The sequence below is a fragment of the Stenotrophomonas sp. GD03819 genome, from assembly GCF_029841665.1.
GTDB classification, from domain to species: Bacteria; Pseudomonadota; Gammaproteobacteria; order Xanthomonadales; family Xanthomonadaceae; genus Stenotrophomonas; species Stenotrophomonas geniculata.
In genome coordinates this window covers 32,005-56,217 of the sequence record NZ_JAOCEW010000017.1, presented here as the reverse complement: position 1 = coordinate 56,217, position 24,213 = coordinate 32,005, and the positions used below count along the sequence as shown (strand labels likewise).

General features: G+C 66.4%; 21 protein-coding genes. 11 read left to right on the top strand and 10 right to left on the bottom strand.

The window, feature by feature from the left end:
- Window positions 1–80 precede the first annotated feature (80 nt).
- Window positions 81–857: an enoyl-CoA hydratase/isomerase family protein gene (locus N5D45_RS11855; protein WP_010483336.1), complete on the bottom strand. Its 777-nt coding sequence runs from the start codon at window positions 855–857 to the stop codon at window positions 81–83.
- Between the two features lie 34 nt (window positions 858–891).
- Here N5D45_RS11855 and N5D45_RS11850 point away from each other — a divergent pair, with 34 nt between their 5' ends.
- Complete coding sequence (locus N5D45_RS11850) at window positions 892–1,338, top strand: copper chaperone PCu(A)C (protein ID WP_279939006.1); 447 nt, start codon at window positions 892–894, stop codon at window positions 1,336–1,338.
- Between the two features lie 72 nt (window positions 1,339–1,410).
- On the opposite strand, the gene N5D45_RS11845 is transcribed toward N5D45_RS11850, so the two are convergent.
- From N5D45_RS11845 to uvrA, 3 genes are all read right to left on the bottom strand, one after another.
- The gene (locus N5D45_RS11845) at window positions 1,411–2,136 is read right to left on the bottom strand and encodes an enolase (protein ID WP_279939005.1); all 726 of its coding nucleotides are present in this window, start codon (window positions 2,134–2,136) and stop codon (window positions 1,411–1,413) included.
- An 85-nt stretch (window positions 2,137–2,221) separates the two neighbouring features.
- Window positions 2,222–2,629, bottom strand: a complete 408-nt coding sequence (locus N5D45_RS11840) for a thioesterase family protein (RefSeq protein ID WP_010483330.1) — start codon at window positions 2,627–2,629, stop codon at window positions 2,222–2,224.
- A complete protein-coding gene (uvrA, locus tag N5D45_RS11835) occupies window positions 2,629–5,619 on the bottom strand; it encodes an excinuclease ABC subunit UvrA (RefSeq protein WP_043396729.1) in 2,991 nt (996 codons plus the stop codon). Before uvrA ends, N5D45_RS11840 begins: the two co-directional genes overlap by 1 nt.
- Before the next feature lie 338 nt (window positions 5,620–5,957).
- Here uvrA and rplU point away from each other — a divergent pair, with 338 nt between their 5' ends.
- The 3 genes from rplU (at window position 5,958) to cgtA (ending at window position 7,794) form a co-directional block, all read left to right on the top strand.
- Complete coding sequence (rplU, locus tag N5D45_RS11830; protein WP_005408557.1) at window positions 5,958–6,266, top strand: 50S ribosomal protein L21; 309 nt, start codon at window positions 5,958–5,960, stop codon at window positions 6,264–6,266.
- An 18-nt stretch (window positions 6,267–6,284) separates the two neighbouring features.
- Window positions 6,285–6,548 (top strand): 50S ribosomal protein L27, encoded by a 264-nt coding sequence (gene rpmA, locus N5D45_RS11825; protein ID WP_005415704.1) that lies wholly within the window; start codon window positions 6,285–6,287, stop codon window positions 6,546–6,548.
- Between the two features lie 193 nt (window positions 6,549–6,741).
- Window positions 6,742–7,794 carry an Obg family GTPase CgtA gene (cgtA, locus tag N5D45_RS11820; RefSeq protein WP_010483324.1) on the top strand — a complete coding sequence of 351 codons (1,053 nt, stop codon included), beginning with the start codon at window positions 6,742–6,744 and terminating at the stop codon, window positions 7,792–7,794.
- Window positions 7,795–8,010: 216 nt separating this feature from the next.
- On the opposite strand, the gene rpsT is transcribed toward cgtA, so the two are convergent.
- Window positions 8,011–8,280 carry a 30S ribosomal protein S20 gene (gene rpsT / locus N5D45_RS11815; protein WP_005408560.1) on the bottom strand — a complete coding sequence of 90 codons (270 nt, stop codon included), beginning with the start codon at window positions 8,278–8,280 and terminating at the stop codon, window positions 8,011–8,013.
- 117 nt (window positions 8,281–8,397) lie between these two features.
- Here rpsT and murJ point away from each other — a divergent pair, with 117 nt between their 5' ends.
- From murJ to N5D45_RS11780, 7 genes are all read left to right on the top strand, one after another.
- Complete coding sequence (gene murJ, locus N5D45_RS11810; RefSeq protein WP_197656434.1) at window positions 8,398–10,002, top strand: murein biosynthesis integral membrane protein MurJ; 1,605 nt, start codon at window positions 8,398–8,400, stop codon at window positions 10,000–10,002.
- Between the two features lie 75 nt (window positions 10,003–10,077).
- Window positions 10,078–11,025 carry a bifunctional riboflavin kinase/FAD synthetase gene (locus tag N5D45_RS11805; RefSeq protein ID WP_010483316.1) on the top strand — a complete coding sequence of 316 codons (948 nt, stop codon included), beginning with the start codon at window positions 10,078–10,080 and terminating at the stop codon, window positions 11,023–11,025.
- The gene (gene ileS, locus N5D45_RS11800) at window positions 11,022–13,853 is read left to right on the top strand and encodes an isoleucine--tRNA ligase (protein WP_049411378.1); all 2,832 of its coding nucleotides are present in this window, start codon (window positions 11,022–11,024) and stop codon (window positions 13,851–13,853) included. The genes N5D45_RS11805 and ileS overlap by 4 nt, the downstream gene beginning before the upstream one ends.
- Complete coding sequence (lspA, locus tag N5D45_RS11795) at window positions 13,853–14,377, top strand: signal peptidase II (RefSeq protein WP_010483311.1); 525 nt, start codon at window positions 13,853–13,855, stop codon at window positions 14,375–14,377. The genes ileS and lspA overlap by 1 nt, the downstream gene beginning before the upstream one ends.
- Before the next feature lie 27 nt (window positions 14,378–14,404).
- Complete coding sequence (gene ispH / locus N5D45_RS11790) at window positions 14,405–15,355, top strand: 4-hydroxy-3-methylbut-2-enyl diphosphate reductase (protein WP_010483308.1); 951 nt, start codon at window positions 14,405–14,407, stop codon at window positions 15,353–15,355.
- A gap of 182 nt (window positions 15,356–15,537) precedes the next feature.
- Complete coding sequence (locus N5D45_RS11785; RefSeq protein WP_279939003.1) at window positions 15,538–17,421, top strand: peptidase M61; 1,884 nt, start codon at window positions 15,538–15,540, stop codon at window positions 17,419–17,421.
- Complete coding sequence (locus N5D45_RS11780; protein WP_197656432.1) at window positions 17,418–18,083, top strand: lysoplasmalogenase; 666 nt, start codon at window positions 17,418–17,420, stop codon at window positions 18,081–18,083. Before N5D45_RS11785 ends, N5D45_RS11780 begins: the two co-directional genes overlap by 4 nt.
- An 82-nt stretch (window positions 18,084–18,165) precedes the next feature.
- Here the strand turns inward: N5D45_RS11780 and N5D45_RS11775 are convergent, their stop codons facing one another.
- From N5D45_RS11775 to N5D45_RS11755, 5 genes are read right to left on the bottom strand one after another with little or no spacing between them, the layout of a single operon-like run.
- Window positions 18,166–18,885 (bottom strand): hypothetical protein, encoded by a 720-nt coding sequence (locus N5D45_RS11775; protein WP_049455613.1) that lies wholly within the window; start codon window positions 18,883–18,885, stop codon window positions 18,166–18,168.
- Window positions 18,882–19,838 carry a hypothetical protein gene (locus N5D45_RS11770; protein WP_049455614.1) on the bottom strand — a complete coding sequence of 319 codons (957 nt, stop codon included), beginning with the start codon at window positions 19,836–19,838 and terminating at the stop codon, window positions 18,882–18,884. The genes N5D45_RS11775 and N5D45_RS11770 overlap by 4 nt, the downstream gene beginning before the upstream one ends.
- A gap of 46 nt (window positions 19,839–19,884) precedes the next feature.
- Entirely contained in the window at window positions 19,885–22,683 is a 2,799-nt protein-coding gene (locus N5D45_RS11765; protein WP_279939002.1) for a TonB-dependent receptor, read from the bottom strand.
- Window positions 22,684–22,694: 11 nt separating this feature from the next.
- Entirely contained in the window at window positions 22,695–23,663 is a 969-nt protein-coding gene (locus tag N5D45_RS11760) for a FecR domain-containing protein (RefSeq protein WP_191850888.1), read from the bottom strand.
- Entirely contained in the window at window positions 23,660–24,169 is a 510-nt protein-coding gene (locus N5D45_RS11755; RefSeq protein ID WP_029379863.1) for an RNA polymerase sigma factor, read from the bottom strand. Before N5D45_RS11755 ends, N5D45_RS11760 begins: the two co-directional genes overlap by 4 nt.
- Window positions 24,170–24,213: the final 44 nt, after the last annotated feature.

The following is a 24,213-nucleotide window of genomic DNA, read 5'->3' as shown; positions in this document are numbered from 1 at the left end:
AAAGAGGGCCTGATTATACCGGTCAGGGGTCAGTTCCCTTTCGCCCGGCGAAAGGGATCTGACCCCGGGCGAGGCAACCGCTATTTGCCGAGGCGGGCCACGAGCGCCTGCAGGGCGTTCTGTGCGTCCGGCGCAAACCAGGCCTCGACGAAGCGGTCGAGCTGGATCAGGTCCGGCTGCAGCGCCACGTGCAGGTCCGCGCGGGCGATGGCGCGGGTCAGCAGCATCGGCTGGCGCGGCTGCTTGAGCAGGTTCTGCAGCCAGGCCACGGCACGCGCGACCACCAGGTCACCTTCGGCCAGTTCGTCGACCAGGCCGATCTGCAGCGCCTGTTCGGCCGGCACCAGCGAACCGGTGGTCAGCAGGACACCGGCGCGGTGCACGCCCACCGCACGGCGCAGCAGGCGCTGGATGCCCTCCGGTGCGATCAGGCCGACCTGCACTTCGTTCAGGCCGATGGCATACGGTCGCGACGGATCGGCGCTGCGCGCCATGACGCGGTAGTCGCAGCACAGCGCCAGCACGCAGCCACCCGCCGGGGCGTGGCCGGTGATCGCCGCGACCACCGGAATGCGGCTCTCGGCCAGCGTGCGCACGGCGCCAAAGAAGGCGTTCCAGGTGTCCAGCAACTTGTGCTTGTCATCTCCATGCGAGAGCAGGTGCGGCACGTCCATGCCGCCGGTGAAGATACGCTCGCTGCCCGACAGCACGATGCCGTGCGCGTCTTCGGCCATGGCCAGCTCGATGGCATGGATCAACTGCCGGCACAGTTCGGTGTCCAGTGCGTTGACCGGCGGCCGCGCCAGGCGCAGTTCGCGAATGGGGCCATGGTTGATCACCTCGATGAGCGTCGTCATGCTGCGGTCTCGTTGCGAAGAAGGAACCTGGACGATGATAACCAAACCATTCGTTGGCGTACTGTTGGTTCTGTGTGCGGCCGCAGCATCGGTTTCGGCGGCGGAACCGGCCTGCGTCACGGTGGAGCAGGGCTGGGCGCGGTTGCCACCGAATCCGGCGATGCCGATGACCGCCGGCTACGGCGTGATCCACAACGGCTGCAGCAAGGCGGTGGTGATCACCGGCGCAAGCAGTGCGGTGTTTGGCGATGTGTCGCTGCACGAAACCACCATCGTCGATGGGGTCAGCCGGATGCGCACGATCGAGCGCCTGCCATTGGCACCGGGCGCGCGTGCCGAGCTCAAGCCCGGTGGCCTGCACCTGATGCTGATGCAGGGCAAGGGCCCGTTGAAGGAAGGCCAGGCGCTGCCGCTGCGGCTGCAGCTGGAAGGCGGTGACGAAGCGAGTGCGGCGCTGACCGTGCGCAAGGCTGCGCCGTAGCGGGATGGTCGTGCCGGCCGCTGGCCGGCAGCACAGGAAATGCCGGCCAGCAGCCGGCACTACTGCGGGGGCTTACGTCCAGTCGTACGAGAACAGCACCGTGCGGCTTTCCGGCTCGTACAGCATCACGATCGCATCGGCACCGGTGGCGCACCAGTTGTAGCCGGCCACGTCGGCCACGGCGAAGAACGTGTTGCCATTGCGGGTGATGATCACCGTTTCAGCATCGTCCGCAGCGTTGGGGTCATCGGCAGCGTCGGTGAAGCCAAGCTCGAAGGCGGCGGGAATCTCTGCGGTCTCGGTCCAGTTGCCGAAGCCGATTGGGCCACCCAGCGTATCCAGGTAGTCACGCTCGCTGGGTTCGCCCTTGCCGAAGCGCGAGTAGCAGGCCAGGCGCCCGTGCGTGGCATGGTAGTCACGCGCCTTGGCATAGCTCTCGCGCATCTGTGCGATGTGTTCCTGCGCGTGCTTGTCCTGCACCGCGTCGCCGATGAAATAGCCCTCGTTGCCGAGAAAGCGCATCTCGTTGCCGGCGGTCAGTTCGAAGGCGATCCAGTTGGTGCCGGTGAAATCGTTGTGGTGTTCTTCGGTGGTCTCGCCGATGCAGCCGTCATACGGCTCGATCGGGCACAGCATCGTTGCCACCTGGCCGGCCAGTTCCGGGCGCAGCACACCCAGGTCGATCTTCAGCAGCGGCAGCAGATGCTGGGCGAGCCACGCCTGGTCAGCGGGGAAGACGTCGGTGGGGAAGGGGACCATGCCGGGCAGCAGGTCGCTCAGTTCAGTCTGATGGATCATGTCAGTCCTTTGAATTGCAACGGTAGCGCCGGGCCATGCCCGGCGGACCAGACGCCGACCAAGGTCGGCATCTACCAGAAGCGGATCAGCTCGACGCGCTGCGGATCGCCTCCGGCAGCGGTGCGCTCCTGCCGGTCTGCGTATCCATCCAGACCACCACCACGTTACCGTCGGAATACAGCTTCGAATCGTCCTGCTGGTCGACGATGCGGTGGCCGATGGTCACGCTGCTGTTGCCCAGGCGCTCGACGAACAGCTCGACCAGGATGTCGTTGGGCCATACGATCGGCAGCCGGTAGTTGACGTTGGTCGCGGCCACCACCGGTGCGATGCGGTCGGTCATCGACACGCCTTCAACGCCCAGCATCCAGCGCACGCGGGCTTCTTCCAGATAGGAAATGTACTTGGCGTTGTTGACGTGGCCCATGCTGTCCATGTCGCGCCACCGTACGCTGATCGGGATGCGGGCCAGGATCTTGTGTTCGCTGCTCATCAGGCGTCCTTCTTCTTGCGGGTCGTCGCGGTCTTGCTGGTCTTGCCGGTGCTCTTGGCAGCCACCGCCTTCTTCGCCGGCTTCTCAGGCTTCACCTTGCGTGGCGGACGGGCGTCGGGCTTGTTGGCCACCGCAGCCGGTTGCTCCGGGCGCGCGCTGGTGGAGGGCAGCATGCGGGCCAGGAACTGGCCGGTGTACGACTGCGGGCAGGCCGCCACGTCCTCCGGCGTGCCGGTGACCAGGATGGTGCCACCGCGATGGCCGCCTTCCGGTCCCAGATCCACAATCCAGTCGGCGGTCTTGATCACGTCCAGGTTGTGCTCGATCACCACCACCGTGTTGCCTTCGTCGCGCAGCTTGTGCAGCACGCCCAGCAGCGCTTCGATGTCGTGGAAGTGCAGGCCGGTGGTCGGCTCGTCGAGGATGTACAGGGTGCGGCCGGTATCGCGGCGTGACAGTTCCTTGGACAGCTTCACGCGCTGCGCTTCACCACCGGACAATGTGGTCGCGCTCTGGCCCAGCTTGATGTAGCTCAGGCCGACGTCGACCAGTGTTTCCAGCTTGCGCGCGATCGACGGCACCGGCTCGAACAGCTTCAGCGCATCCTCGACGGTCATTTCCAGCACGTCGTTGATGTTGAAGCCCTTGTACAGGATCTCCAGCGTCTCGCGGTTGTAGCGCTTGCCATGGCAGACATCGCACGGCACGTACACGTCCGGCAGGAAGTGCATTTCGACCTTGATCAGGCCATCACCCTGGCAGGCTTCGCAGCGGCCGCCGCGCACGTTGAAGCTGAAGCGGCCCGGCGAATAGCCACGCGCACGCGCTTCGGGCACCTGTGCGAACAGTTCGCGCAGGGGAGTGAACAGGCCGGTGTAGGTGGCCGGGTTCGAACGCGGGGTGCGGCCGATCGGCGACTGGTCGATGTCCACCACCTTGTCGAACAGGTCCAGGCCATCGATCTCCTTGTAGGGAGCGATCGGATGCGAGGCGCCGTTGATCTCGTTGGCGGCCAGCGAGAACAGGGTGTCGTTGATCAGGGTCGACTTGCCCGAGCCGGACACGCCGGTCACGCAGGTCAGCAGCCCCGACGGAATCGCCAGGTCCACGCCCTTCAGGTTGTTGCCGGTCGCCCCGCGCAGATGCAGGGTCATTTTCGGGTTCGGGGTGTGCCGGCGCGCCGGGATCTCGATCGCGCGCTTGCCCGAAAGGTACTGGCCGGTCAGCGAGCGTGGTGCCTCCAGGATGTCCTGCAGGGTGCCCTGGCCGACGATCTCGCCGCCGTGCACGCCCGCGCCCGGGCCGATGTCCAGCACATAGTCGGCCAGCCGGATCGCATCCTCGTCATGCTCGACCACGATCACCGTGTTGCCCAGGTCACGCAGGCGGGTGAGGGTGCCGAGCAGGCGTTCGTTGTCGCGCTGGTGCAGGCCGATCGACGGCTCGTCGAGCACGTACATCACGCCGACCAGGCCGGCGCCGATCTGGCTGGCCAGGCGGATGCGCTGCGCCTCGCCTCCGGACAAGGTGTCGGCCTTGCGCTCCAAGGTCAGGTAATCCAGGCCGACATCGACCAGGAAGCCGAGGCGTTCGCCGATCTCCTTGACGATCTTCGCGGCGATCTCGCCGCGCCAGCCCGGCAGGCTCAGTTCGCTGAAGAACTTCAGTGCCTCGTCGATCGGCAGCACCACCAGCTCCGGTAGCGGACGATCGGCCACGAACACGTTGCGTGCCGCCTTGTTCAGGCGCGCGCCGTTGCATTCCGGGCACGGTTGCTCGCTGATGTACTTGGACAGTTCCTCGCGCACCGCCGGCGATTCGGTTTCCTTGTAGCGGCGCTCGAGGTTGGGAATGATGCCCTCGAAGCGATGCTTGCGCTGGGTGCGGCCACCGGCTTCGGTGAAGTAGGTGAAGGTGATCGTTTCGTCGCCACTGCCGTACAGCACGGCCTGCTGGATCTTGGCCGACAGCGAGTTCCACGCGGCGTCCACGTCGAACTTGTAGTGCTTGGCCAGCGAGGCGATCAGCTGGAAGTAGTAGGCGTTGCGACGGTCCCAGCCACGCACCGCACCAGCGGCCAGCGACAGCTCCGGGTGCACGACCACGCGCGAAGGGTCGAAGAATTCGGCGATGCCCAGGCCATCGCAGCCGGGACAGGCACCCATCGGTGCGTTGAACGAGAACAGACGCGGTTCCAGCTCCGGCAGCGAGTAGTCGCAGACCGGGCAGGAGTACTTGGAGGAGAACAGTGCCGGCGTGGCGTCGGCGGTGTCCAGGCTCTGCACCGAGGCCATGCCATCGCCGAGCTTCAGCGCGGTCTCGAAGCTCTCGGCCAGGCGCTGCTTGATGTCCTCGCGCGGGCGGAAGCGGTCGATCACCGCCTCGATGGTGTGCTTCTGGCGCAGCGCCAGCGGCGGCACCGCATCGATTTCATGCAGCTCGCCGTCCACGCGCACACGCACGAAGCCCTGCGCGCGCAGCTGGTCGAACACCTGGGCGTGTTCGCCCTTGCGGTCGCGGATGACCGGGGCCAGCAGCATGTAGCGCTGTTCCGGGTCCAGGGTCAGTACCTGATCGACCATCTGGCTGACCGTCTGCGCTTCCAGCGGATAGCCGTGGTCCGGGCAGCGCGGAGTGCCGACGCGGGCGTACAGCAGGCGCAGGTAGTCGTAGATCTCGGTGATGGTGCCGACCGTCGAACGCGGGTTGTGCGAGGTCGACTTCTGCTCGATCGAGATGGCCGGAGACAGGCCTTCGATGTGGTCCAGGTCCGGCTTTTCCATCACGCTCAGGAACTGGCGCGCATAGGCCGACAGCGATTCGACGTAGCGGCGCTGGCCTTCTGCATAGATGGTGTCGAACGCCAGCGAGGACTTGCCCGAACCGGACAGGCCGGTGATCACGATCAGCTTGTCGCGGGGCAGGTCGAGGTCGAGGTTCTTCAGGTTGTGCGTCCGCGCGCCGCGGATGCGGATGAAATCCATCGCCATGGGGGATCCGGTTGTGGGGGCGTTGGCTGGGTGCCGGGCCAGCAGGGAACGGCAATCGGTCAGCCTACCGAGGTGACCAGATGGGGGCAATGGGCGACAATGCCAGCCCGATGTCTCACCTGATGAGACAGGCCGACAGCTTTGTGTAGAGCCGGGCCATGCCCGGCTGCCTGGGCCCCGGACCGTTCAGCCGGGCATGGTTCGGCCCTACAGGGCCGGCCCCCGGGCTATGCAGGGGTTGACTTGACCCGCGCCCGCTGATCTGCGTACAATCCCGCTCCTGTCCGCCCTCGATGGCGGCAGCTCAGACCACAATAACTACAGAGGAAGGCCTGGTCATGTACGCAGTACTGGTCACCGGCGGTAAGCAATACCGCGTGGCGCAGGGCGAAAAGCTCCGCATTGAAAAGCTCGAAGTCGAAGTCGGCAGCGAGATCAAGTTTGACAACATCCTGATGCTGGGTGACAGCGACGGCGTGAAGCTGGGCGATGCGCTGAAGGGCGCTGCCGTCACCGCCAAGGTCCTGTCCCAGGGGCGTGCTGACAAGGTCCGGATCATCAAGTTCCGTCGCCGCAAGCACCACATGAAGCGTCAGGGTCACCGTCAGTACTACACCGAAATCGAGATCACCGGCATCGCCGGCTAAGCATCAGGAGAAGCAGTCATGGCACATAAAAAGGGCGTAGGCTCCTCGCGCAACGGTCGCGACTCCAACCCGAAGTACCTGGGCGTCAAGATCTTCGGCGGCCAGGCCATCGAAGCCGGCAACATCATCGTGCGTCAGCGCGGCACCCAGTTCCACCCGGGTTCGGGCGTTGGCCTGGGCCGTGACCACACCCTGTTCGCCCTCGTGGACGGCAAGGTGGAGTTCTCGGTCAAGGGCGCCAAGAAGCGTCGTACCGTCAGCATCGTCTCGGCCGACGCCTGATCCAGGCATCGCCGGCACCCATGCCCCGGCATGGCTGTGCTGGATGAAGAGCACGTTGCATGGAGAGCCCCGCTTCGGCGGGGCTTTTCGTTAGAGTGAACGCAAGACCGGCCATGCCGGGTTGTCGGCCCGCGGCCGGCATGACATTCAAGGCGACGGCAGTCAGGCCGCGCCCATCGCAGGCATCGAAACAATGAAACTGGTAGACGAAGCAGAAATCGAAGTGTTCGCCGGCAACGGCGGCAACGGCTGCATTGGCTTCCGTCGCGAGAAGTTCATTCCGCTCGGCGGCCCGGACGGCGGCGACGGCGGTGCGGGCGGCAGCGTGTACATCCGCGCCGACGAAAACCTGAACACCCTGGTCGACTTCCGCCATGACCGCATTTTCAAGGCGCAGCGTGGCGAGAACGGCATGGGGCGCCAGGCCTATGGCAAGGGCGGCGAAGACCTGACCATCACCGTGCCGGTCGGCACCGTGGTGATCAACGTCGCCACCGATGAAGTCATCGGCGACCTGACCCAGCACGGCGATCGCCTGCTGGTGGCCAAGGGTGGCCGTGGTGGCCTGGGCAACATGCATTTCAAGAGTTCGACCAACCGCTCGCCGCGCCAGGCGCTGCCGGGCGAGCCGGGCGAAGAGCGCACGCTGAAGCTGGAGTTGAAGCTGCTGGCCGACGTCGGCCTGCTGGGCTTCCCCAACGCCGGCAAGAGCACCCTGATCCGCGCCGTTTCGGCGGCGACGCCGAAGGTGGCCGATTACCCGTTCACCACGCTGTACCCGAACCTGGGTGTGGTGAAGGTGGAGAACTACCGCAGCTTCGTGATTGCCGACATTCCGGGCCTGATCGAAGGCGCGGCGGATGGCGCCGGCCTGGGTGCGCAGTTCCTGCGCCACCTGCAGCGCACCCGCCTGCTGCTGCACCTGGTGGACATCTCGCCGATGGAAGGTGGGGTGGAAGGCATTTCCCCGGTCGAGCAGGTGCGTGCGATCGAGCGCGAACTGGAAAAGCACGATCCGGAGCTGCTGCAGAAGCCGCGCTGGCTGGTGCTGAACAAGGCTGACCTGATGTTCGAAGACGAAGCGAAGGCCGCGGCCGAGCAGATCGTCGCCGAGCTGGGCTGGAAGGAGCCGTGGTTCCTGGTCTCGGCGCTGGGCCGCGAAGGCACCTTCCCGATCATGAGCCGGATCATGGCGTTCTTCGATCGCCAGAAGGAAGACGAGCTGGAAGCCCGCAACGCGCAGTGATGCCGTTGTGGTTCCGTGCAAAAACCCGGCTTCGGCCGGGTTTTTTGTTGGGACTGCTTTTGCTGTAGAGCCGAGCCATGCTCGGCTTTCCGCGCAGACGGCAGCCGAGCGTGGGCTCGGCTCTACATAAGCTGGATCGCAGGCAACAAAAAACCCGGCCGAGGCCGGGCTTTTGTCTGCAGCCCAAACCCCGAAGGGCAGGGCGGCAACGCCGGATCAGGCGGCCTTGAGGGCCTTGATGCGGTCGTTCAGGCGGCTCTTATGGCGAGCAGCCTTGTTCTTGTGGATCAGGCCACGCGCGCTGAAGCGATCCAGGATCGGCTGGGCAACGGCGAAGGCGGCTTCGGCGCCGGCGGCATCGTTGGCGTCCAGCGCCTTGATCACTTTCTTGACAGCGGTGCGCAGCATCGAGCGCTGAGCCACGTTGCGCGCGTTGCGCACGACGGTCTGCTTGGCGCGCTTCTTGGCGGACTTGATATTGGCCACGGTGGTGGTTTCCTGAAAAAATCGGTGTTATGGGAACAGCAAGCTAGCTAGTATGATGGCCCGAGAAATGCACGTCAAGTCGATTGTCAAGAGGGACGCTGAGTGAGTTCACCGAAGATGTTGCGAGGCCTGCTGTCGTTCAGCAGCATGACCATGGTCTCGCGGGTGCTCGGACTTGTCCGGGACCAGGTGATCACCACCACGTTCGGCACCAATGCGGTCACCGATGCGTTCTGGGTTGCCTTCAGGGTACCCAATTTCCTGCGCCGGTTGTTCGCCGAAGGCTCGTTCGCCACCGCTTTCGTGCCGGTGTTCACGGAAGTGAAGGAAACCCGCAGCCACGCCGAACTGCGTGAGTTGATGGCCCGCACCGCCGGTACCCTGGGTGGGGTGCTGATGCTGGTCACCGCCGTGGCGCTGATCTTCGCACCGCAGCTGGCCTCGGTCTTCTCAAGCGGCGTTGATACCGACCCGGTGAAGCAGGGCCTGCTGATCGACCTGTTCCGCCTGACCTTCCCGTTCCTGTTGTTCGTCTCGCTCACCGCGCTGGCCGGCGGCGCGCTGAACAGCTTCCAGCGCTTCGCCATGCCGGCGCTCACCCCGGTCATCCTCAACCTGTGCATGATCGCCGGTGCGCTGTGGCTGGCCCCGCGGCTGGGCGGCACTCCAGAGAAGCAGATCCTGGCACTGGGCTGGGCGGTACTGGCCGCCGGTATCCTGCAGCTGCTGTTCCAGCTGCCCTCGCTGAATGGCATCAACCTGCTGACCCTGCCGCGCTGGGGCTGGCGCCACCCGGGCGTGCGCAAGGTGATGACGCTGATGGTGCCGACCCTGTTCGGCTCGTCGGTGGCGCAGATCAACCTGCTGCTGGACACCGTCATCGCGGCCAAGCTGACCGATGGCTCGCAGTCCTGGCTGTCGCTGGCCGACCGCTTCCTGGAGCTGCCGCTGGGCGTGTTCGGCGTGGCGCTGGGCACGGTGATCCTGCCGGCGCTGGCCCGCCACCACGTGAGTACTGACCGCGAGGGCTTCTCGCGCTCGCTGGACTGGGGCCTGCGCATGACCCTGCTGATCTCGGTGCCGGCCATGCTGGGCCTGCTGCTGCTGGCCGAGCCGCTGATCGCAACCATCTTCCAGCACGGCCAGTTCAGCGCCTTCGATACCCGCATGACCGCGCTGTCGGTGTACGGCCTGAGCTTCGGCCTGCCGGCGTTCGCCCTGTTGAAAGTGGTGCTGCCGGCGTTCTACGCCCGCCAGGACACCAAGACTCCGGTACGCGCCGGTGTGGCCGCGCTGGTGGCCAACATGGTGTTCAACTTCGCGCTGCTGGCCGTGCTGTACCAGGTGATGGTGCCCGATGAGCTGAAAGCGCAGGGCGTAATGGCGGCCATCGGCAAGCAGCCGGGCCTGCACCTGGCGCTGGGCATTGCCAGCGCACTGTCCAGTTACCTGAACCTCGGCCTGTTGTGGTACTGGCTGGGCAAGACCGACGTCTACCAGCGCCGGCCGGGCTGGGGCGGCTATCTGCTGCGCCTGCTGCTGGCCTGTGCGGCCATGGTTGGTGTGCTGCTGGCCCTGTTGCACTGGCTGCCAGCGTTCTCCGCGATGGGTGTCTGGGAGCGGATCGGCAGCCTGTCGCTGCTGGTCGGCGGTGGCGGTGCGACCTACGCGGTGGCCATGCTGGCGATGGGCTTCCGCGCGCGCGACCTGCGTGGGCATTGATCGCGGCCCGTGGCGGCTATACTTCAGGGTTACACCATTGAAACGGCGGCCCCGGTCGGGCCGGAACGAGAGTTGATGAGCAGGCTGTTCAGAAGCGTCGAGGGCGGGGAGCTGTTCCCGAACGGAAGCGTGGTCTGTATCGGTGCATTCGACGGCCTCCACCTGGGTCATCGTGCGCTGGTCCGCCACGCGGTTGCCCGCGCGCGCGCCTTGGGCGTGGCCGCGGTGGCCGTGGCGTTCGAGCCGCTGCCGCGTGAATTCTTCGCCCAGGGCACGCCGCCGCCGCGGCTGACCCTGGCCCGCAGCAAGGTCGAGATCCTGCGCGAGCTCGGTGTCGATGCGATCGGCCTGCTGCGTTTCGACGCGGCAATGGCGGCGATGCCGGCCGAGACCTTCGTGCACCAGCTGCTTGTCAATCGCCTGAGTGCGCGTGAGGTCTGGATCGGGCCGGAGTTCTGCTTCGGCAACCGCCGTCGCGGCGACCTGGCCCTGCTGCAGAAGATGGGCGCCGAACTGGGCTTCACCGCGGGTGAAATCGAAGCGGTCGACCTGCATGGCGAGCGCATCTCCAGCACCCGCATCCGCCAGCTGCTGCAGGAGGGCGACTTCGCCCGCGCCAACGATCTGCTGGGCCGACCGTACGCGATCAGCGGCCGGGTGGTGCGCGGGCGCCAGCTCGGCCGTACGCTGGGCTTCCCCACCGCCAACCTGCGTTTCCCGAAGACCCCGGCGCTGTCGGGCATCTACGCGACCTGGGTGCACGGCGTGTTCGACCAGCCGTGGCCGTCGGTGTCCAGCTTCGGCACGCGGCCGACGGTGGAGGGCGTGGAGCCGCTGCTGGAAGCCCACCTGTTCGATTTCCAGGGCGACCTGTACGGTCGACACATCGAAGTGGAATTCGTCGCCAAGCTGCGCGACGAAGAGAAATTCAATGATCTGGCGGCCCTGACCGACCAGATGCACCGCGACGCCGAACAGGCGCGCGCCATCCTTTCCGAACATAGATTGCGAGCCACTGCGTGAGCCAGGACTACAAGACCACCCTGAACCTGCCAGCCACCGAATTCCCGATGCGCGGCGACCTGCCCAAGCGCGAGCCGGGCATTCTGGCGCAGTGGGAAGCGCAGGGGCTCTACCAGCAGCTGCGCGACAACGCCGCCGGCCGCCCGCTGTTCGTGCTGCACGATGGCCCGCCGTACGCCAACGGCCGCATCCACCTCGGCCACGCGGTCAACAAGATCCTGAAGGACATCATCGTCAAGTCGCGCTACCTGGCCGGCTTCGATGCGCCCTACGTGCCGGGCTGGGACTGCCATGGCCTGCCGATCGAGATCGCGGTCGAAAAGAAGTGGGGCAAGGTCGGCACCAAGCTCGACGCCGTTGAATTCCGCCAGAAGTGCCGCGAGTTCGCCGAAGAGCAGATCAACATCCAGCGCGTGGACTTCAAGCGCCTGGGTGTGACCGGCGACTGGGACAACCCGTACAAGACCCTGAGCTTCGACTTCGAAGCCAACGAGATCCGTGCGCTGGCCAAGGTCGTGGCCAATGGCCACCTGGTCCGCGGCGCCAAGCCGGTGTACTGGTGCTTCGACTGTGGCTCGGCGCTGGCCGAGGCCGAGATCGAGTACCAGGAAAAGGAATCGCCGGCGATCGACGTGGCCTACGCCGCGCGTGATGCGCAGGCCATCGGCCAGGCGTTCGGCGTGAGCGTGCCGGCCGACGTCGAAGTGGCGGTGCCGATCTGGACCACCACCCCGTGGACGCTGCCGGCCTCGCTGGCGGTATCACTTGGTGCGGAGATCAACTACGTCCTGGCCGAAGGCCCGGCGCACAACGGCAAGCGCCGTTGGCTGGTGCTGGCTGCCGCGCTGGCCGAGCGCGCACTGCAGCGCTACGGCGTGGACGAAGTGGTGCTGCACGGTGAAACCACCGGCGCGGCGCTGGAAAACCAGCTCCTGGCGCATCCGTTCTACCCGGAACGCGGGATCCTGGTGCTCAACGGCGACCATGTGTCCGACGAGGACGGTACCGGTGCGGTGCATACCGCCCCCGGCCATGGCCAGGAAGACTTCGTGGTCAGCCAGAAGTACGGCCTGCTGGACAAGTACAACGCCGGCCAGGTGACCCCGATCGACGGCCGTGGCGTGTACCTGGAATCGACCCCGCCGGCCGGTGACGTGGTGCTGGCTGGCCAGCACCTGTGGAAGGCGCAGGAGGCCATCGTCGGCGTGCTGCGCGACAACGGTTCGCTGCTGGCGTTCCATCCGATCCGCCACAGCTACCCGCACTGCTGGCGCCACAAGACGCCGGTGGTGTTCCGCGCCACTCCGCAGTGGTTCATCTCGATGGACAAGGCCAACCTGCGCAACGATGCGCTGGCCGCCATCGACACCGTCGGCTGGTTCCCGACCTGGGGCAAGGCGCGCATCCAGAGCATGGTCGACGGTCGTCCGGACTGGACCATCTCGCGCCAGCGCACCTGGGGTGTGCCGATCGCACTGTTCACCCATCGCCAGACCGGCGAGATCCACCCGCGTTCGGTGGAACTGATGCAGCAGGTCGCCGACCGCGTCGAAGCCGAGGGCATCGACGTGTGGTATTCGCTGGATGCTGCCGAACTGCTGGGTGCCGAAGCGGCCGACTACGAGAAGGTCACCGACATCCTCGACGTCTGGTTCGATTCGGGCGTGACTCATGAGGGCGTGCTCGCCGCGCGTGGCTTCGGCAAGCCGGCCGATCTGTACCTGGAAGGTTCCGACCAGCACCGTGGCTGGTTCCAGTCCTCGCTGCTGACCGGCGTGGCGATCGACAAGCGCGCCCCGTACAAGCAGTGCCTGACCCATGGCTTCACCGTGGACGAGCACGGCCGCAAGATGTCCAAGTCGCTGGGCAACGGCATCGAGCCGCAGGACATCATGAACAAGCTGGGCGCGGACATCCTGCGCCTGTGGATCGCCTCGGCCGACTACAGCAACGAGATGTCGCTGTCGCAGGAGATCCTCAAGCGCAATGCCGACGCCTACCGTCGCCTGCGCAACACCGCACGCTTCCTGCTCGGCAACCTGGACGGTTTCGATCCGGCCCAGCACCTGCAGCCGCTGGATCAGATGGTCGCGCTGGACCGTTGGATCGTGCATCGCGCGTGGGAGCTGCAGGAGAAGATCAAGGCGGCCTACGACGGCTACAACATGGCCGAGATCGTGCAGCTGCTGCTGAACTTCTGCAGCGTGGACCTGGGCTCGCTGTACCTGGATGTGACCAAGGACCGCCTGTACACGATGCCGACCGATTCGCACGGTCGCCGTTCGGCGCAGAGCGCGATGTACCACATCGCCGAAGCGTTCACCCGCTGGGTCGCACCGATCCTGACCTTCACCGCCGACGAGCTGTGGGGCTACCTGCCGGGCGAGCACGCCGGCCACGTGCTGTTCACCACCTGGTACGACGGCCTGGCGCCGCTGCCGGCCGATGCGCAGCTCAACGCCGCCGATTTCGACCAGCTGCTGGCTGTGCGCGAGCAGGTGGCCAAGGTGCTGGAACCGATGCGCGCCAACGGTGCCATCGGTGCCGCGCTGGAAGCGGAAATCACCATCGCCGCCAGCGAAGAGCAGGCCGCGCGCTGGCAGCCGCTGGCCGATGAACTGCGTTTCCTGTTCATCAGTGGTGACGTGCAGGTGCGTCCGGCGACCACCGACGAGGTGTTCGTCAGCGCCCAGCCGACCACCAAGGCCAAGTGCGTGCGTTGCTGGCACCACCGCGCCGACGTCGGCAGCAATGCCGATCATCCGGAGCTGTGCGGTCGCTGCGTGAGCAACATCACCGGTGCCGGTGAAGTGCGGAGCTGGTTCTGATGGCCGCGCCCCGTCCACATCCGAACGCCCTGGTCTGGCTGCTGCTGTCGGCGGCCATCATCGGCCTGGACCAGTGGTCCAAGGCCTGGGTCCTGTCGAGCCTGCCGGAGTTCCAGCCGGTGGTGGTCATCGATGGCTTCTGGAACTGGTACCGCACCTACAACACCGGTGCGGCGTTCAGTTTCCTGAGCGACGCCGGTGGCTGGCAGAAGCACTTCTTCACCGTGCTGGCGATCGTCATCAGCGGCCTGATGGCCTGGTGGCTGCGCGGCACCGCCCGTGGCAACTGGAAGGCGGCCGTGCCGTATGCGCTGATCATCGGCGGCGCGATCGGCAACGTGATCGACCGCCAGGTGCATGGTCATGTGGTCGATTTCATCCAGTGGTACGTGGGCAGCTACACCTGGCCCTCGTTCAACATCGCCGATTCGGCCATCGTGGTGGGTGCCATCGGCATCGCCCTGTTTGGCCTGTTCGACGGCAAGTCCGCCAAAAAGGCGGATAATGCCAATCCGAAACCGTAAGCCGGCCGCTGCCGGGAGATTGAACTGATGGATGTGCTGCTCGCCAACCCGCGTGGTTTCTGTGCCGGTGTCGATCGTGCGATCGAGATCGTCAAGCGCGCGATCGAAACGCTGGGCGCGCCCATCTACGTCCGCCATGAAGTGGTGCACAACCGCTTCGTGGTCGACGACCTGAAGCAGCGCGGCGCGATCTTCGTCGAAGAACTCGATGAAGTGCCGGACAACAACACAGTCATTTTCAGCGCCCATGGCGTGTCCCAGGCCGTGCGCCAGGAAGCCGATCGTCGTGGCCTGAAGGTGTTCGACGCCACCTGCCCGCTGGTGACCAAGGTGCACTTCGAGGTCGCCCGCCACTGCCGTGCCGGCCGTGACGTGGTGCTGATCGGCCACGCCGGTCACCCGGAAGTGGAAGGCACCATGGGCCAGTGGAACCGCGAAGCCGGCACCGGCCAGATCTACCTGGTGGAGGACGTGGAGCAGGTTGCCACGCTGCACATCAACCAGCCGGAAAACTTCGCCTACACCACCCAGACCACGCTGTCGGTGGACGACACGCGCGGCATCATCGATGCATTGCGCGAGCGCTTCCCGGCGATGCAGGGCCCGAAGAACGACGACATCTGCTACGCCACGCAGAACCGCCAGGACGCCGTGCGCGACCTGGCCAAGCGCTGCGACCTGGTGCTGGTGGTAGGTTCGCCGAACAGCTCCAACTCCAACCGTCTGAGCGAGCTGGCCCGCCGTGAGGGCGTGGAGTCGTACCTGATCGACGGCGCGCACGAGATCGATCCGGCGTGGGTGGCAGGCAAGCAGCACATCGGCGTGACCGCAGGTGCCTCGGCGCCGCAGGTGCTGGTCGACGGCGTGCTCGCGCGCCTGGCCGAGCTGGGCGCCAGCGGCGTGGGCGAACTGGACGGCGAACCGGAATCGATGGTGTTCGCGCTGCCGAAGGAACTGCGGTTGCGGTTGGTCGACTGACCGCGGAAGCGCCTCATCCACGCATGGCGTGGATCTACTGAAACTGCTCTGGCGGGTGCGAACCTGGGTTCGCACGCTTTTTCGCATGCAAGGATGGGCGGCCTGCCCATGACCTTTGGCCATGGGGCGGGGCACGTTACAGGCCTAGCATCGGAAGATTCTCCGTTGTTGGAAGTTGCCCGATGAAGACCCGAGCCTTGGCGATGTCGTTGCTGTTCGCGCTGGCGGCCACGCCTGCACTGGCGCAGACCTCGCCACCGGCGAACGCGGCGGCTGCCGGCCTGCTGCGCATCGAGGTCGACGCGCGCGATCTGGCCCGTCGCATCTTCAAGGTGACCGCCACGGTGCCGGCCAAACCCGGCCCGATGACCCTGCTGTACCCGCAGTGGATTCCCGGCAACCATTCGCCCACCGGCCCGATCGATAAATTGGCCGGCCTGCGCGTGACCGCCAACGGCAGGCCGCTGGCCTGGCAGCGCGATCAGTACAACGTCTATGCGTTCAAGGTGAACGTGCCGGAGGGCGCCAGCGAGATCGTCGCCCACTTCGATTTCCTGTCGTCGCAGGGTGGCAGCCAGGGGCGGGTGGTGATGACTCCGGAGATGCTCAACCTGCAGTGGAACGCCAACTCGCTGTATCCGGCCGGCGTCGATGCGCGCCAGCTGCAGGCGCAGGCCAGCGTGACCCTGCCCAAGGGCTGGTCATTCGCCACTGCGCTGGAAACCGCGCGCCGCGACGGCGACACCGTGGTGTTCAAGCCGATCTCCTACGACCACCTGGTCGATTCGCCGCTGTTTGCCGGCGAGCACTATCAGCGCATTGATCTCGATCCGGGCGCGAAGGTACCGGTGCACCTCAATGTGTTTGCCGACGACGCCAAGTCGCTGAAGCCGAGCGAGGCGCAGATCACGATGCACCGCGCGCTGGTGCAGCAGGCCGACAAGCTCTACGGTGCGCGCCACTACAACCACTATGAGTTCCTGCTGGCATTGACCGACCGCCTCGGTGGCATCGGCCTGGAGCATCACCGTTCCAGCGAGAACAGTGCCGATCCGGGCTACTTCACCGAGTGGGACAGCAACGCGTGGATGCGTGACCTGCTGCCGCACGAGTACACCCATTCCTGGAACGGCAAGTACCGTCGCGGCGCCGACCTGGCCACCGCCAACTTCAACGTGCCCATGGGCGACAGCCTGCTGTGGGTGTACGAAGGGCAGACCCAGTTCTGGGGGCAGGTGCTGGCAGCACGCTCGGGGTTGTGGTCGGCTGCGCAGGCGCGCGACATGCTGGCCAATGTGGCCGCGACCTATGACCGTGGCCGCCCGGGCCTGGCCTGGCGTCCGCTGCAGGACACCACCAATGACCCGACCATCGCCCAGCGTCGCACGCTGCCGTATCGCAACTACCAGATGAGCGAGGACTACTACTCCGGCGGCCAGATGCTGTGGCTGGAAGTGGAGGGCAAGCTGCGCGAACTGAGCAGCAACCGCCGCAGCCTGGACGACTTCGCGCGCGCCTTTTTCGGCGTCGGCAATGGCGACTGGGACGTCAATCCGTACACCTTCAATGACGTGGTCGCGACCTTGAACGGCATCGCGCCGTACGACTGGGCCACGTTCCTGCGCGGGCGCCTGGACGGCCACGGTTCGTTGACTGGCGGCCTGGAGCTGGCGGGTTGGATGCTGGTCTACCGCGATACCCCGAACGATGCCTACAAGGCGCAGGAGAAGCGCGCGAAGGCGGCGCTGCTGGCGTACTCGCTGGGTGCGACCGTGCTCGACAACGGCACGGTCGGTGATGTGATCTGGGACAGCCCGGCCTTCAACGCCGGTCTTGCACCTGGCATGAAGGTGATCGCGGTGGGCGGGCGCGAGTACAGCAGCCAGCGCTTGAAGGACGCGGTGGCTGCGGCAGCGAAGGACAAGGCGCCGATCATGTTGCTGGTGAAGCAGTTCGACCGCATTGAAACCATGAGCATCGCTTACCACGGTGGCCTGCAGTACCCGGTGCTGGAGCGCATCACCGGCAAGCCCGACCGCCTTGCAGATCTGTGGAAGGCGCGATGAAGTCGCGCGCCCGCGATGGCGTGGTCCTGTTGATGGCGATCCTCGCCATCGTCGGCGCGTTCCTGCACGGCGATGGGCGATGGCTGCACTGGCTGGCCAAGCCCGCGACCACGCTGCTGATCGCGGCCATCGCCTGGCGTGTGCATGATCCGGCGCAGCCGTTCTACCGCCGTGCGGTGCTGGCCGGCATGCTGCTTTCGTGCGTGGGCGACATCGCGCTGATGCTGCCGATGGATGCGTTCGTGCCGGGACTGGTCGCGTTCCTGCTGGCGCATGTCTGCTACATCGTCGCCTTCCGCGATGGCCTGCGTGCCGGGCGTGGGCTGTTCGGCGCCGCTGTGCTGCTGGGTGCATTTGCCGTGCTCAACGTGATGGGCCTGTGGCCGCACCTGCCGGTGCCGATGCGTTTGCCGGTGCTGGCCTACGTGGTGGTGCTGGCGTCGATGGCGGTGCTGGCCCTGGCACGGCAGTGGCGCAGCCCGCAGCCCGGTGCCGTGGACGCCCGAAGCGCCCGCTGGGCCGCGGCAGGTGCATTGCTGTTCGTGGCCAGCGATTCCCTGCTGGCCTGGGACCGCTTCGCCGGTGGCCTGCCGTTGGCCAGCCTGCTGGTGTTGTCCACCTACTACGGCGCGCAGTACGCCATCGCCCGCTCGGTGAAATAGAAAAAGGGGACGGAGGGGATTAAGTCGCAAACCGCACCAAGGCAGATACGACTTAATCCCCTCCGTCCCCTTTTTGTGTGGCCTATCGGCGGTGCACGCCGCGCAGAGTGCCCTGCGCATCGAACTGCAGGCGCACGGATTCGCGGTCACCGGCCACTTCGTCCGGCAGCCACACCAGCTTGCCGCCCTTGCGCACGATCACATACACGTGGCCGACTTCGGATGCGGGGTTCTGCAGGGCATTGCGTTGTTCCTGCAATGCCTGCGCCACGCGCGGCACGGCCTCGAAATCGATGCTGGCCAGGGATGTGCTGCTGCGCTGCAGGCTGATGGTCGGCGCGAACTGCTGCGGGTTCACCGGATTGCCCTTGCGCCACTGGCCACGTTCAAAGTGATAGCTGTCGACGTGGCCCGGCTGTTGCGGATCGACCAGATCCAGGTTGATGCGGCCATCGTCGTAGAAGTGGATGCTGTGGAAGACCGTCAGCCGCTGGCCGGCCAGTGCCGGCAGCTGCTCCAGTGCCTGACGGGCAGCCAGCAGGTAGTCCGCATCGAACAGGCGATTGTTGCGCTCGGGCGCCGCAGCGGTACTCGCCGCGGGGAAGGGCGCCGGGGACGGCACAAGCGATACGGGTTGTTCGCGCTGTGACTGAGACGGGACGGAGGGGGGCAACCGGTCCGGCTGTACCGAATGCCCCAGCGTTTCGCTGATGGTCTGCACTGCGCCGCCGGCAATGGCCGCGCCCGCCAGAACCAGCAGCAGTACCAGGAACACCGTGCGGGTGGAGGGAGGCTGTTTCATATTCCCTCCAGCCGCACGTTGCTGCGGTCATCCGGGTCGTACAGCAGCGTCACGTGCTCGCGCGGGATGTTGGCCAGTTCAATCAGCGGGATGAAGCGGCGCACGCGGGCCTGCTGCACGTTGCCTTCGCGGTCGATGTATTCCAGCTGGAACTCCACCTGTGGTTGTTCGTTGAGGTAGGTGCCGGTCTGACGGACCTTCAATACCCGGGCCTCCACGCCGATGCCGCGATACTTCAGCGCATCACCGCGGGCATCGGCGTGCAGCAGGCGGCCGAGCAGGCGCAGCCCCAGCGCATAGCCACACAGCACCAGCGGGCATACCAGCAGCGGGTGACCGAACGACAGGAAGGTCCAGCCCAGCCCCTCGTTCTGCAGCCGGTAGGCCAACACATAGGCAGCGGCAACGGCTGCGATGCCGAGTGCTGCACCGATGCCACGCCGCCACAGGCTGGCAACATTCAGTTCGGGCTGCGCACCGTCCAGCACGATGTTGGGGAATGCCCCGGGCGTCCGGCCCAGGCGCGCATCGATGTGCCTGCCCACCTCGAAGCGATGCAGCTGGGGTTTGCTGTCGACCACCAGCATCTGTTCGCGGATCGGCGTACCTGACAGGTTCTTGAAGGACAACTGCAGTTTCCACTGCGCGAAGCCGCGCACCTGTACGCCGGTCTGTTCGGCCTGTTCGATCAGCGCACTGCGCGGTTCACCGTCGGCCAGGATCGACTGCACCCGGTGCAGTGCGCGCGGTGGCCCCAGCAACAGGTAGTGCAGGAAGGCGAACAGCAGCGTCAGCCACAAGGCCAGCGACAGTGCGAGCAGCAACAGTGCCGGCCACGGCGCGCTGCGGTCGACCAACGCCACCGGCCACGAAGTGCCGAAATAGAGAATGCAGGGAAAAGGCAACGCGAAGAACAGCAGGAACGCGCCCCAGAACCAGAGATAGGCTTTCATGGGGGAAGGGGACCGCGGTGGAACAGGGCGCGTAGATTACTACGCTTCAGCGGAACTGCAGGGTAAGCAGGTAGTAGCGGCCGAGCGGATCGTCCAGGCCCGGCATCTGTCCGCCATTGCCGACCAGATAGTTCACCGGTTGCGCATCGAGTACGTTGTGCACATCCAGCGCTGCAACGATGCGCGGCCCCAGCCGACGTGCGAGGTGCAGGTTCCAGCGCAGCTGGCGTGGATTCATGCAGTGGTTCCGATCGACCTGATCCTGCGGGCACTCGGCCCCGGGCAGCCAGGCACGGGTGCGCCCGACCTGGTTGCCACGCAGGGCGATGTCCCAGTTGCTGTTCTGCCATTGCACGTTCAACACCGCAGCCAGCTCGGGTGTCACGTGGCCACGCAGGTCCACGGCGGCCTCGTGGTCACGGCGGCGGCGCAGCTCCTGCTGTTTCAGCGCATCGAGCGAAAACAACCACTGGCCGTTGCTGCCGCTGTCGATGCGGTACTCGCCACGCAGCACCCAGTTGCGGGAGGTGGTGCGGCCGATGTTGTCGAACGAGAGGCGCAGGCTGCTCAGGTGGCCGTCTTCATCCAGTTCCCAGGTACTGCGATTCCACACCGCATCGCTGGGCTGCAGGGCGAGGATCTCGTTGCGCAGTTCCACGATGTTGTGGGTCAGCGACAGCGAGAACGTGTCGTTGGGTGTCCACGTGGCTGCCAGCGAATGGCTGCGCGATCGCTCGGCCTTCAGTGCATCGTTCTCTACGACGTTGGCCGTGACGCTGCAGCCGCCACCGCGGGTGGCGATTGCACATTCCGGAAGGGCACTGGACACCGGAAGCGTGATCGAGCCGAAGTAGCCGGGAGGCCGCCGTTGCTCGAACAGGCTCGGTGCACGGTAACCGCGCCCGCTGGCCAGCAGGAACGACCAGTGCGGCGTCGGGCTCCAGCGCAGCCCGGCACGAGGCGAGAACGCCATGAAGCCGCCGTCGCGGTCCCAGCGTGCAGCCAGGTCCGCGCGCAGCGTGGGTGCCAGCGGCAGGCCCAGCTCGGTATAGACGCCACTGCTTTGTCGCGACAGGCGGCGTTGCTGCTGCGGCAGGCCCAGCGCAAGGTCGCCCTGGCTCAGCAGCGCATCCGGACGCGAGACCCAGCGTTCATGGCGCAGGTCGATGCCGGTGGCCAGCTGCGCATTGCCCCCGGGCATTGCCATCAGTTCACGCTGCACACCCCACCAGCCCTGCCATTGTGCGGTGCTGCCGCGGTTGCGGATGGACGGAAACAGCGTGTCCGCCTCGGCCGCCGGCGGCGCGTCGAAACCGGGAGTGAACCTGCGCGCCTGCGTTGCTTCAAGCAGGCGCGTCGTGCGCACGGTGCCGGCAGTGGACAAGGTGACTTCGCTGCGCTGCGCGCTGATGCCCGCCTCCCAGCTGCGCCGGCCCTGGTCACGGCCGATGCCGAGGGTGACGTCCGCATCGGTGGCGCGGACGCTGGGGCGCACGTTGCCGGCCTCGCGCAGCACACTGTTGAAGGTGATTCCGCGCGAGACTACGGCAACGGCAGTCGGGCCCAGGTCGAAGCGCTGACGGTTGTGACTGGCCCGTGCCTCGACATAGGCATAGCGTCCCTCGCCACGTTCATGCCGGTAGTGCAGGTAGGCCGACGCGGTATCCGAGGCGGGCTGCAGCGAACGCGGGCGCGCGCTGTCAAACCAGCAGCCATCCTCGCGCCGCTTCAGGGGCGGCTCGCAGCGTCGGGCGGGCACGTACCAGTTGCCGAAGATCGCGCCGATCGGATACAGCGAGGTTTCCGCATGCCAGTCACGCTGGTCACCGGCGACATGCTCGACACGGTGCAGATCCAGGCCGGCAAACCAGCGGTCCCCATTGCCACGCGCGCCGCCCGTGGCGGCCTGCAGGCGGTACTGGCCCGCATCGCCGCGGCTGCTGAGTCCGGTCTGCAGCATGGCTTCGGGCCCATCGGCCTGGTCGCGCAGGATGATGTTGACCACGCCGGACATGGCATCGGCCCCATAGATGGCCGAGGCACCGCCGCGTACCAGTTCGATGCGGTCGACGAAGCTCAGCGGAATGCCGCCGAGGTCGGTGAGCCCGCCCTGTTCCAGCGACACCATGGGATAACGCGGCAGGCGCCGGCCGTTGACCAGGAACAGCGTCGCCCGCGGGCCCATGCCGTCCAGGCTGGTGGTGGCCGCTGCACCCACCGGCAGGTACTGCGAATCGCCGCCGCGCGAGGTACTCATGGCGGGATGGCCGTTCATGCCGGGCAGGTGCCGCAGCAGGTCGAACAGATTGCCGTAGCCACTGCGCAGGATGTCGTCGCGATCGATGGTGGTGACCGGCAGTGTGGTCTGCACCGAAGAGCGCGGCAGCCGGCTGCCGGTGACGTGGATGGGTGCCAGTTCCACCTGGTGTGGCGTGTCGGCGGACCTGGGAGCCGGGTGCGGCAGGCGCGGGGCTGCGACCGCTTTCGGTGGCGTGGCAGGTGGCTCGGGATGGACACGTCGCACGACAAAGGCACCCGAGGACGTGCGCAGGATGTTCACCGGCAGGCCGGCGACCAGCAGCTTCAGGGAGGCCCCGGTATCGCGTTGGCCACGTGTGCCAGTGGTGCGCAGATCATCCAGTTCACGTGCGTCGAACAGCAGGGCGGTGCCACTCTGCCGGGCCCATTGCTGCAGTGCCGGTATCAGTGGGCCCGCACCCACGTCGATCTCCAGCGTGCCGGCGGGCTCGCCGGCATCGGCCATCGGTAGTGCGGCAACACCCAGTGCAAGGCATAGCAGGGCGCGGAGCAGCCCCCACTGCAGCGCACCCGGACCTGCCGTCACTGCCGGTCTCCTCAGTAGGTGCGGCGCAGTTCCAGCGCGCCATCCGGACGCGTCTGGCCAGCCACGGACCAACCCAGTTCCAGCGCCGACAGCAGCTCCTGTGCATCACCGGCGCGGAAGGTGCCGCTTACAGCCAGGTCGGTGATCTCCGGATCGACGATCACCAGCGGCGTGCGGCCATAACGGTTCATGCGCTCGACCACGATCGACAGGGGCGTGGCATCGAACACCAGTTGCCCCCGCAGCCAGCCTTCAGCGGCTGCGTTGGACGAGAGGGCAGGGCCCGGCTGGATGCGGCCGGAGGGCAGTACCTGCAGCTGTTGGCCAGGCGCCAGCGTGTGCTGCGCTGCGCCGTTGCTGACTTCCACGGCACCTTCCAGCAGCGCGACCTCGACCAGGCCGTCGCGCAGGCGTTCCACCTGGAAGGTCGTGCCGATGTCACGGATCGTACTGTCGCCGGCGTGCAGTTTCAGCGCCTTGTTCGACGGTGCGACCTGCAGTTGCAGCCGGCCCCGCTCCAGCACCAGATCACGATGGCGCCAGCCGAAGCGTGCGCGGAGGGTGGTGCCGGCATCCAGCATGGCGACGCTGCCATCGGCCAGCGTCTGCTGCTGTGGCTGGTGCGAATCATTGGCGTAGACCTGCGGCGTCGGGTTGCCGTCGACGGCAACCATCCAGCCGATGCCGATCGCCATGCAGACACCGGCGGCAGCGGCCACGCCCGGCAGCCAGCGCCGGCGCGGCGGACGCGCCGCCCGTGCCGCGGCGGTGCGCAGCCAAGGGTCAGCCGCAAGCGCCGCACCCTGCTGGAACAGGGTTTCGGCCTGCACCCAGGCTTTGACGTGGGCCGGATCTTCGGCCAGCCAGTCCTCGAACGCCTCGCGTTCGACCGACGTGCAGTCCGGGGCTTCCAGGCGGGCTACCCAGGCGCTGGCGCGTTCAAACAGCTGTGCATCATCCCTGTGCGGGGTGCCACTCATTGGCCGTCCCTGTCGTTGTGCAGCGGATCCGATCCCAACTCCTGACGCAGGCCCTGCAGGGCCCGGGCGATATGTTTTTCCACGGTCTTGGCAGTAATTCCACAATGCCGCGCGATCTGCGTGTAGCTCATGCCGGTGATGCGGTTGAGCAGATAGACCTCGCGTGCGCGTTCGGGCAGCTTGAACAGGGCCTGCCGCAGCAGGGACAGCATCTGCCCTGACTCGGCCTGGCGCAATGGATCGGGCGAGGAACTGGACGGTTCGTCGCTGCCATCGTGTTCGGCCAGCGGCAGATGCGGCCGCGACTGCGGCGAGCGGCCGCGGTCTGCCAGGCGGTTGCGGGCGATACGATACAGCAGCAGGCGCAGTTCGTCCGGGCCCTGTGCGCGGTAGCGGATCAGCCGCTCCATGCAGTCCTGCGCGATATCCTCCGCATCCTCAGGCCCGACCCCCCGCGTGCGCAGGAACGCGCACAGCGGTGCGCGCTCTTCGCGTACGAACGCGATGAAGGCATCCGCAGGTGCGGGTAGCTCCGGCGCGCGATGGATCA

Excerpts from the sequence above, each read along its gene's own strand:
- N5D45_RS11855 (WP_010483336.1), bottom strand. The coding sequence starts at position 857 with ATGACGACGCTCATCGAGGTGATCAACCATGGCCCCATTCGCGAACTG.
- N5D45_RS11850 (WP_279939006.1), top strand. The coding sequence starts at position 892 with ATGATAACCAAACCATTCGTTGGCGTACTGTTGGTTCTGTGTGCGGCC.
- N5D45_RS11845 (WP_279939005.1), bottom strand. The coding sequence starts at position 2,136 with ATGATCCATCAGACTGAACTGAGCGACCTGCTGCCCGGCATGGTCCCC.
- N5D45_RS11840 (WP_010483330.1), bottom strand. The coding sequence starts at position 2,629 with ATGAGCAGCGAACACAAGATCCTGGCCCGCATCCCGATCAGCGTACGG.
- uvrA (WP_043396729.1), bottom strand. The coding sequence starts at position 5,619 with ATGGCGATGGATTTCATCCGCATCCGCGGCGCGCGGACGCACAACCTG.
- rplU (WP_005408557.1), top strand. The coding sequence starts at position 5,958 with ATGTACGCAGTACTGGTCACCGGCGGTAAGCAATACCGCGTGGCGCAG.
- rpmA (WP_005415704.1), top strand. The coding sequence starts at position 6,285 with ATGGCACATAAAAAGGGCGTAGGCTCCTCGCGCAACGGTCGCGACTCC.
- cgtA (WP_010483324.1), top strand. The coding sequence starts at position 6,742 with ATGAAACTGGTAGACGAAGCAGAAATCGAAGTGTTCGCCGGCAACGGC.
- murJ (WP_197656434.1), top strand. The coding sequence starts at position 8,398 with ATGTTGCGAGGCCTGCTGTCGTTCAGCAGCATGACCATGGTCTCGCGG.
- N5D45_RS11805 (WP_010483316.1), top strand. The coding sequence starts at position 10,078 with ATGAGCAGGCTGTTCAGAAGCGTCGAGGGCGGGGAGCTGTTCCCGAAC.
- lspA (WP_010483311.1), top strand. The coding sequence starts at position 13,853 with ATGGCCGCGCCCCGTCCACATCCGAACGCCCTGGTCTGGCTGCTGCTG.
- ispH (WP_010483308.1), top strand. The coding sequence starts at position 14,405 with ATGGATGTGCTGCTCGCCAACCCGCGTGGTTTCTGTGCCGGTGTCGAT.
- N5D45_RS11785 (WP_279939003.1), top strand. The coding sequence starts at position 15,538 with ATGAAGACCCGAGCCTTGGCGATGTCGTTGCTGTTCGCGCTGGCGGCC.
- N5D45_RS11780 (WP_197656432.1), top strand. The coding sequence starts at position 17,418 with ATGAAGTCGCGCGCCCGCGATGGCGTGGTCCTGTTGATGGCGATCCTC.
- N5D45_RS11775 (WP_049455613.1), bottom strand. The coding sequence starts at position 18,885 with ATGAAACAGCCTCCCTCCACCCGCACGGTGTTCCTGGTACTGCTGCTG.
- N5D45_RS11770 (WP_049455614.1), bottom strand. The coding sequence starts at position 19,838 with ATGAAAGCCTATCTCTGGTTCTGGGGCGCGTTCCTGCTGTTCTTCGCG.
- N5D45_RS11760 (WP_191850888.1), bottom strand. The coding sequence starts at position 23,663 with ATGAGTGGCACCCCGCACAGGGATGATGCACAGCTGTTTGAACGCGCC.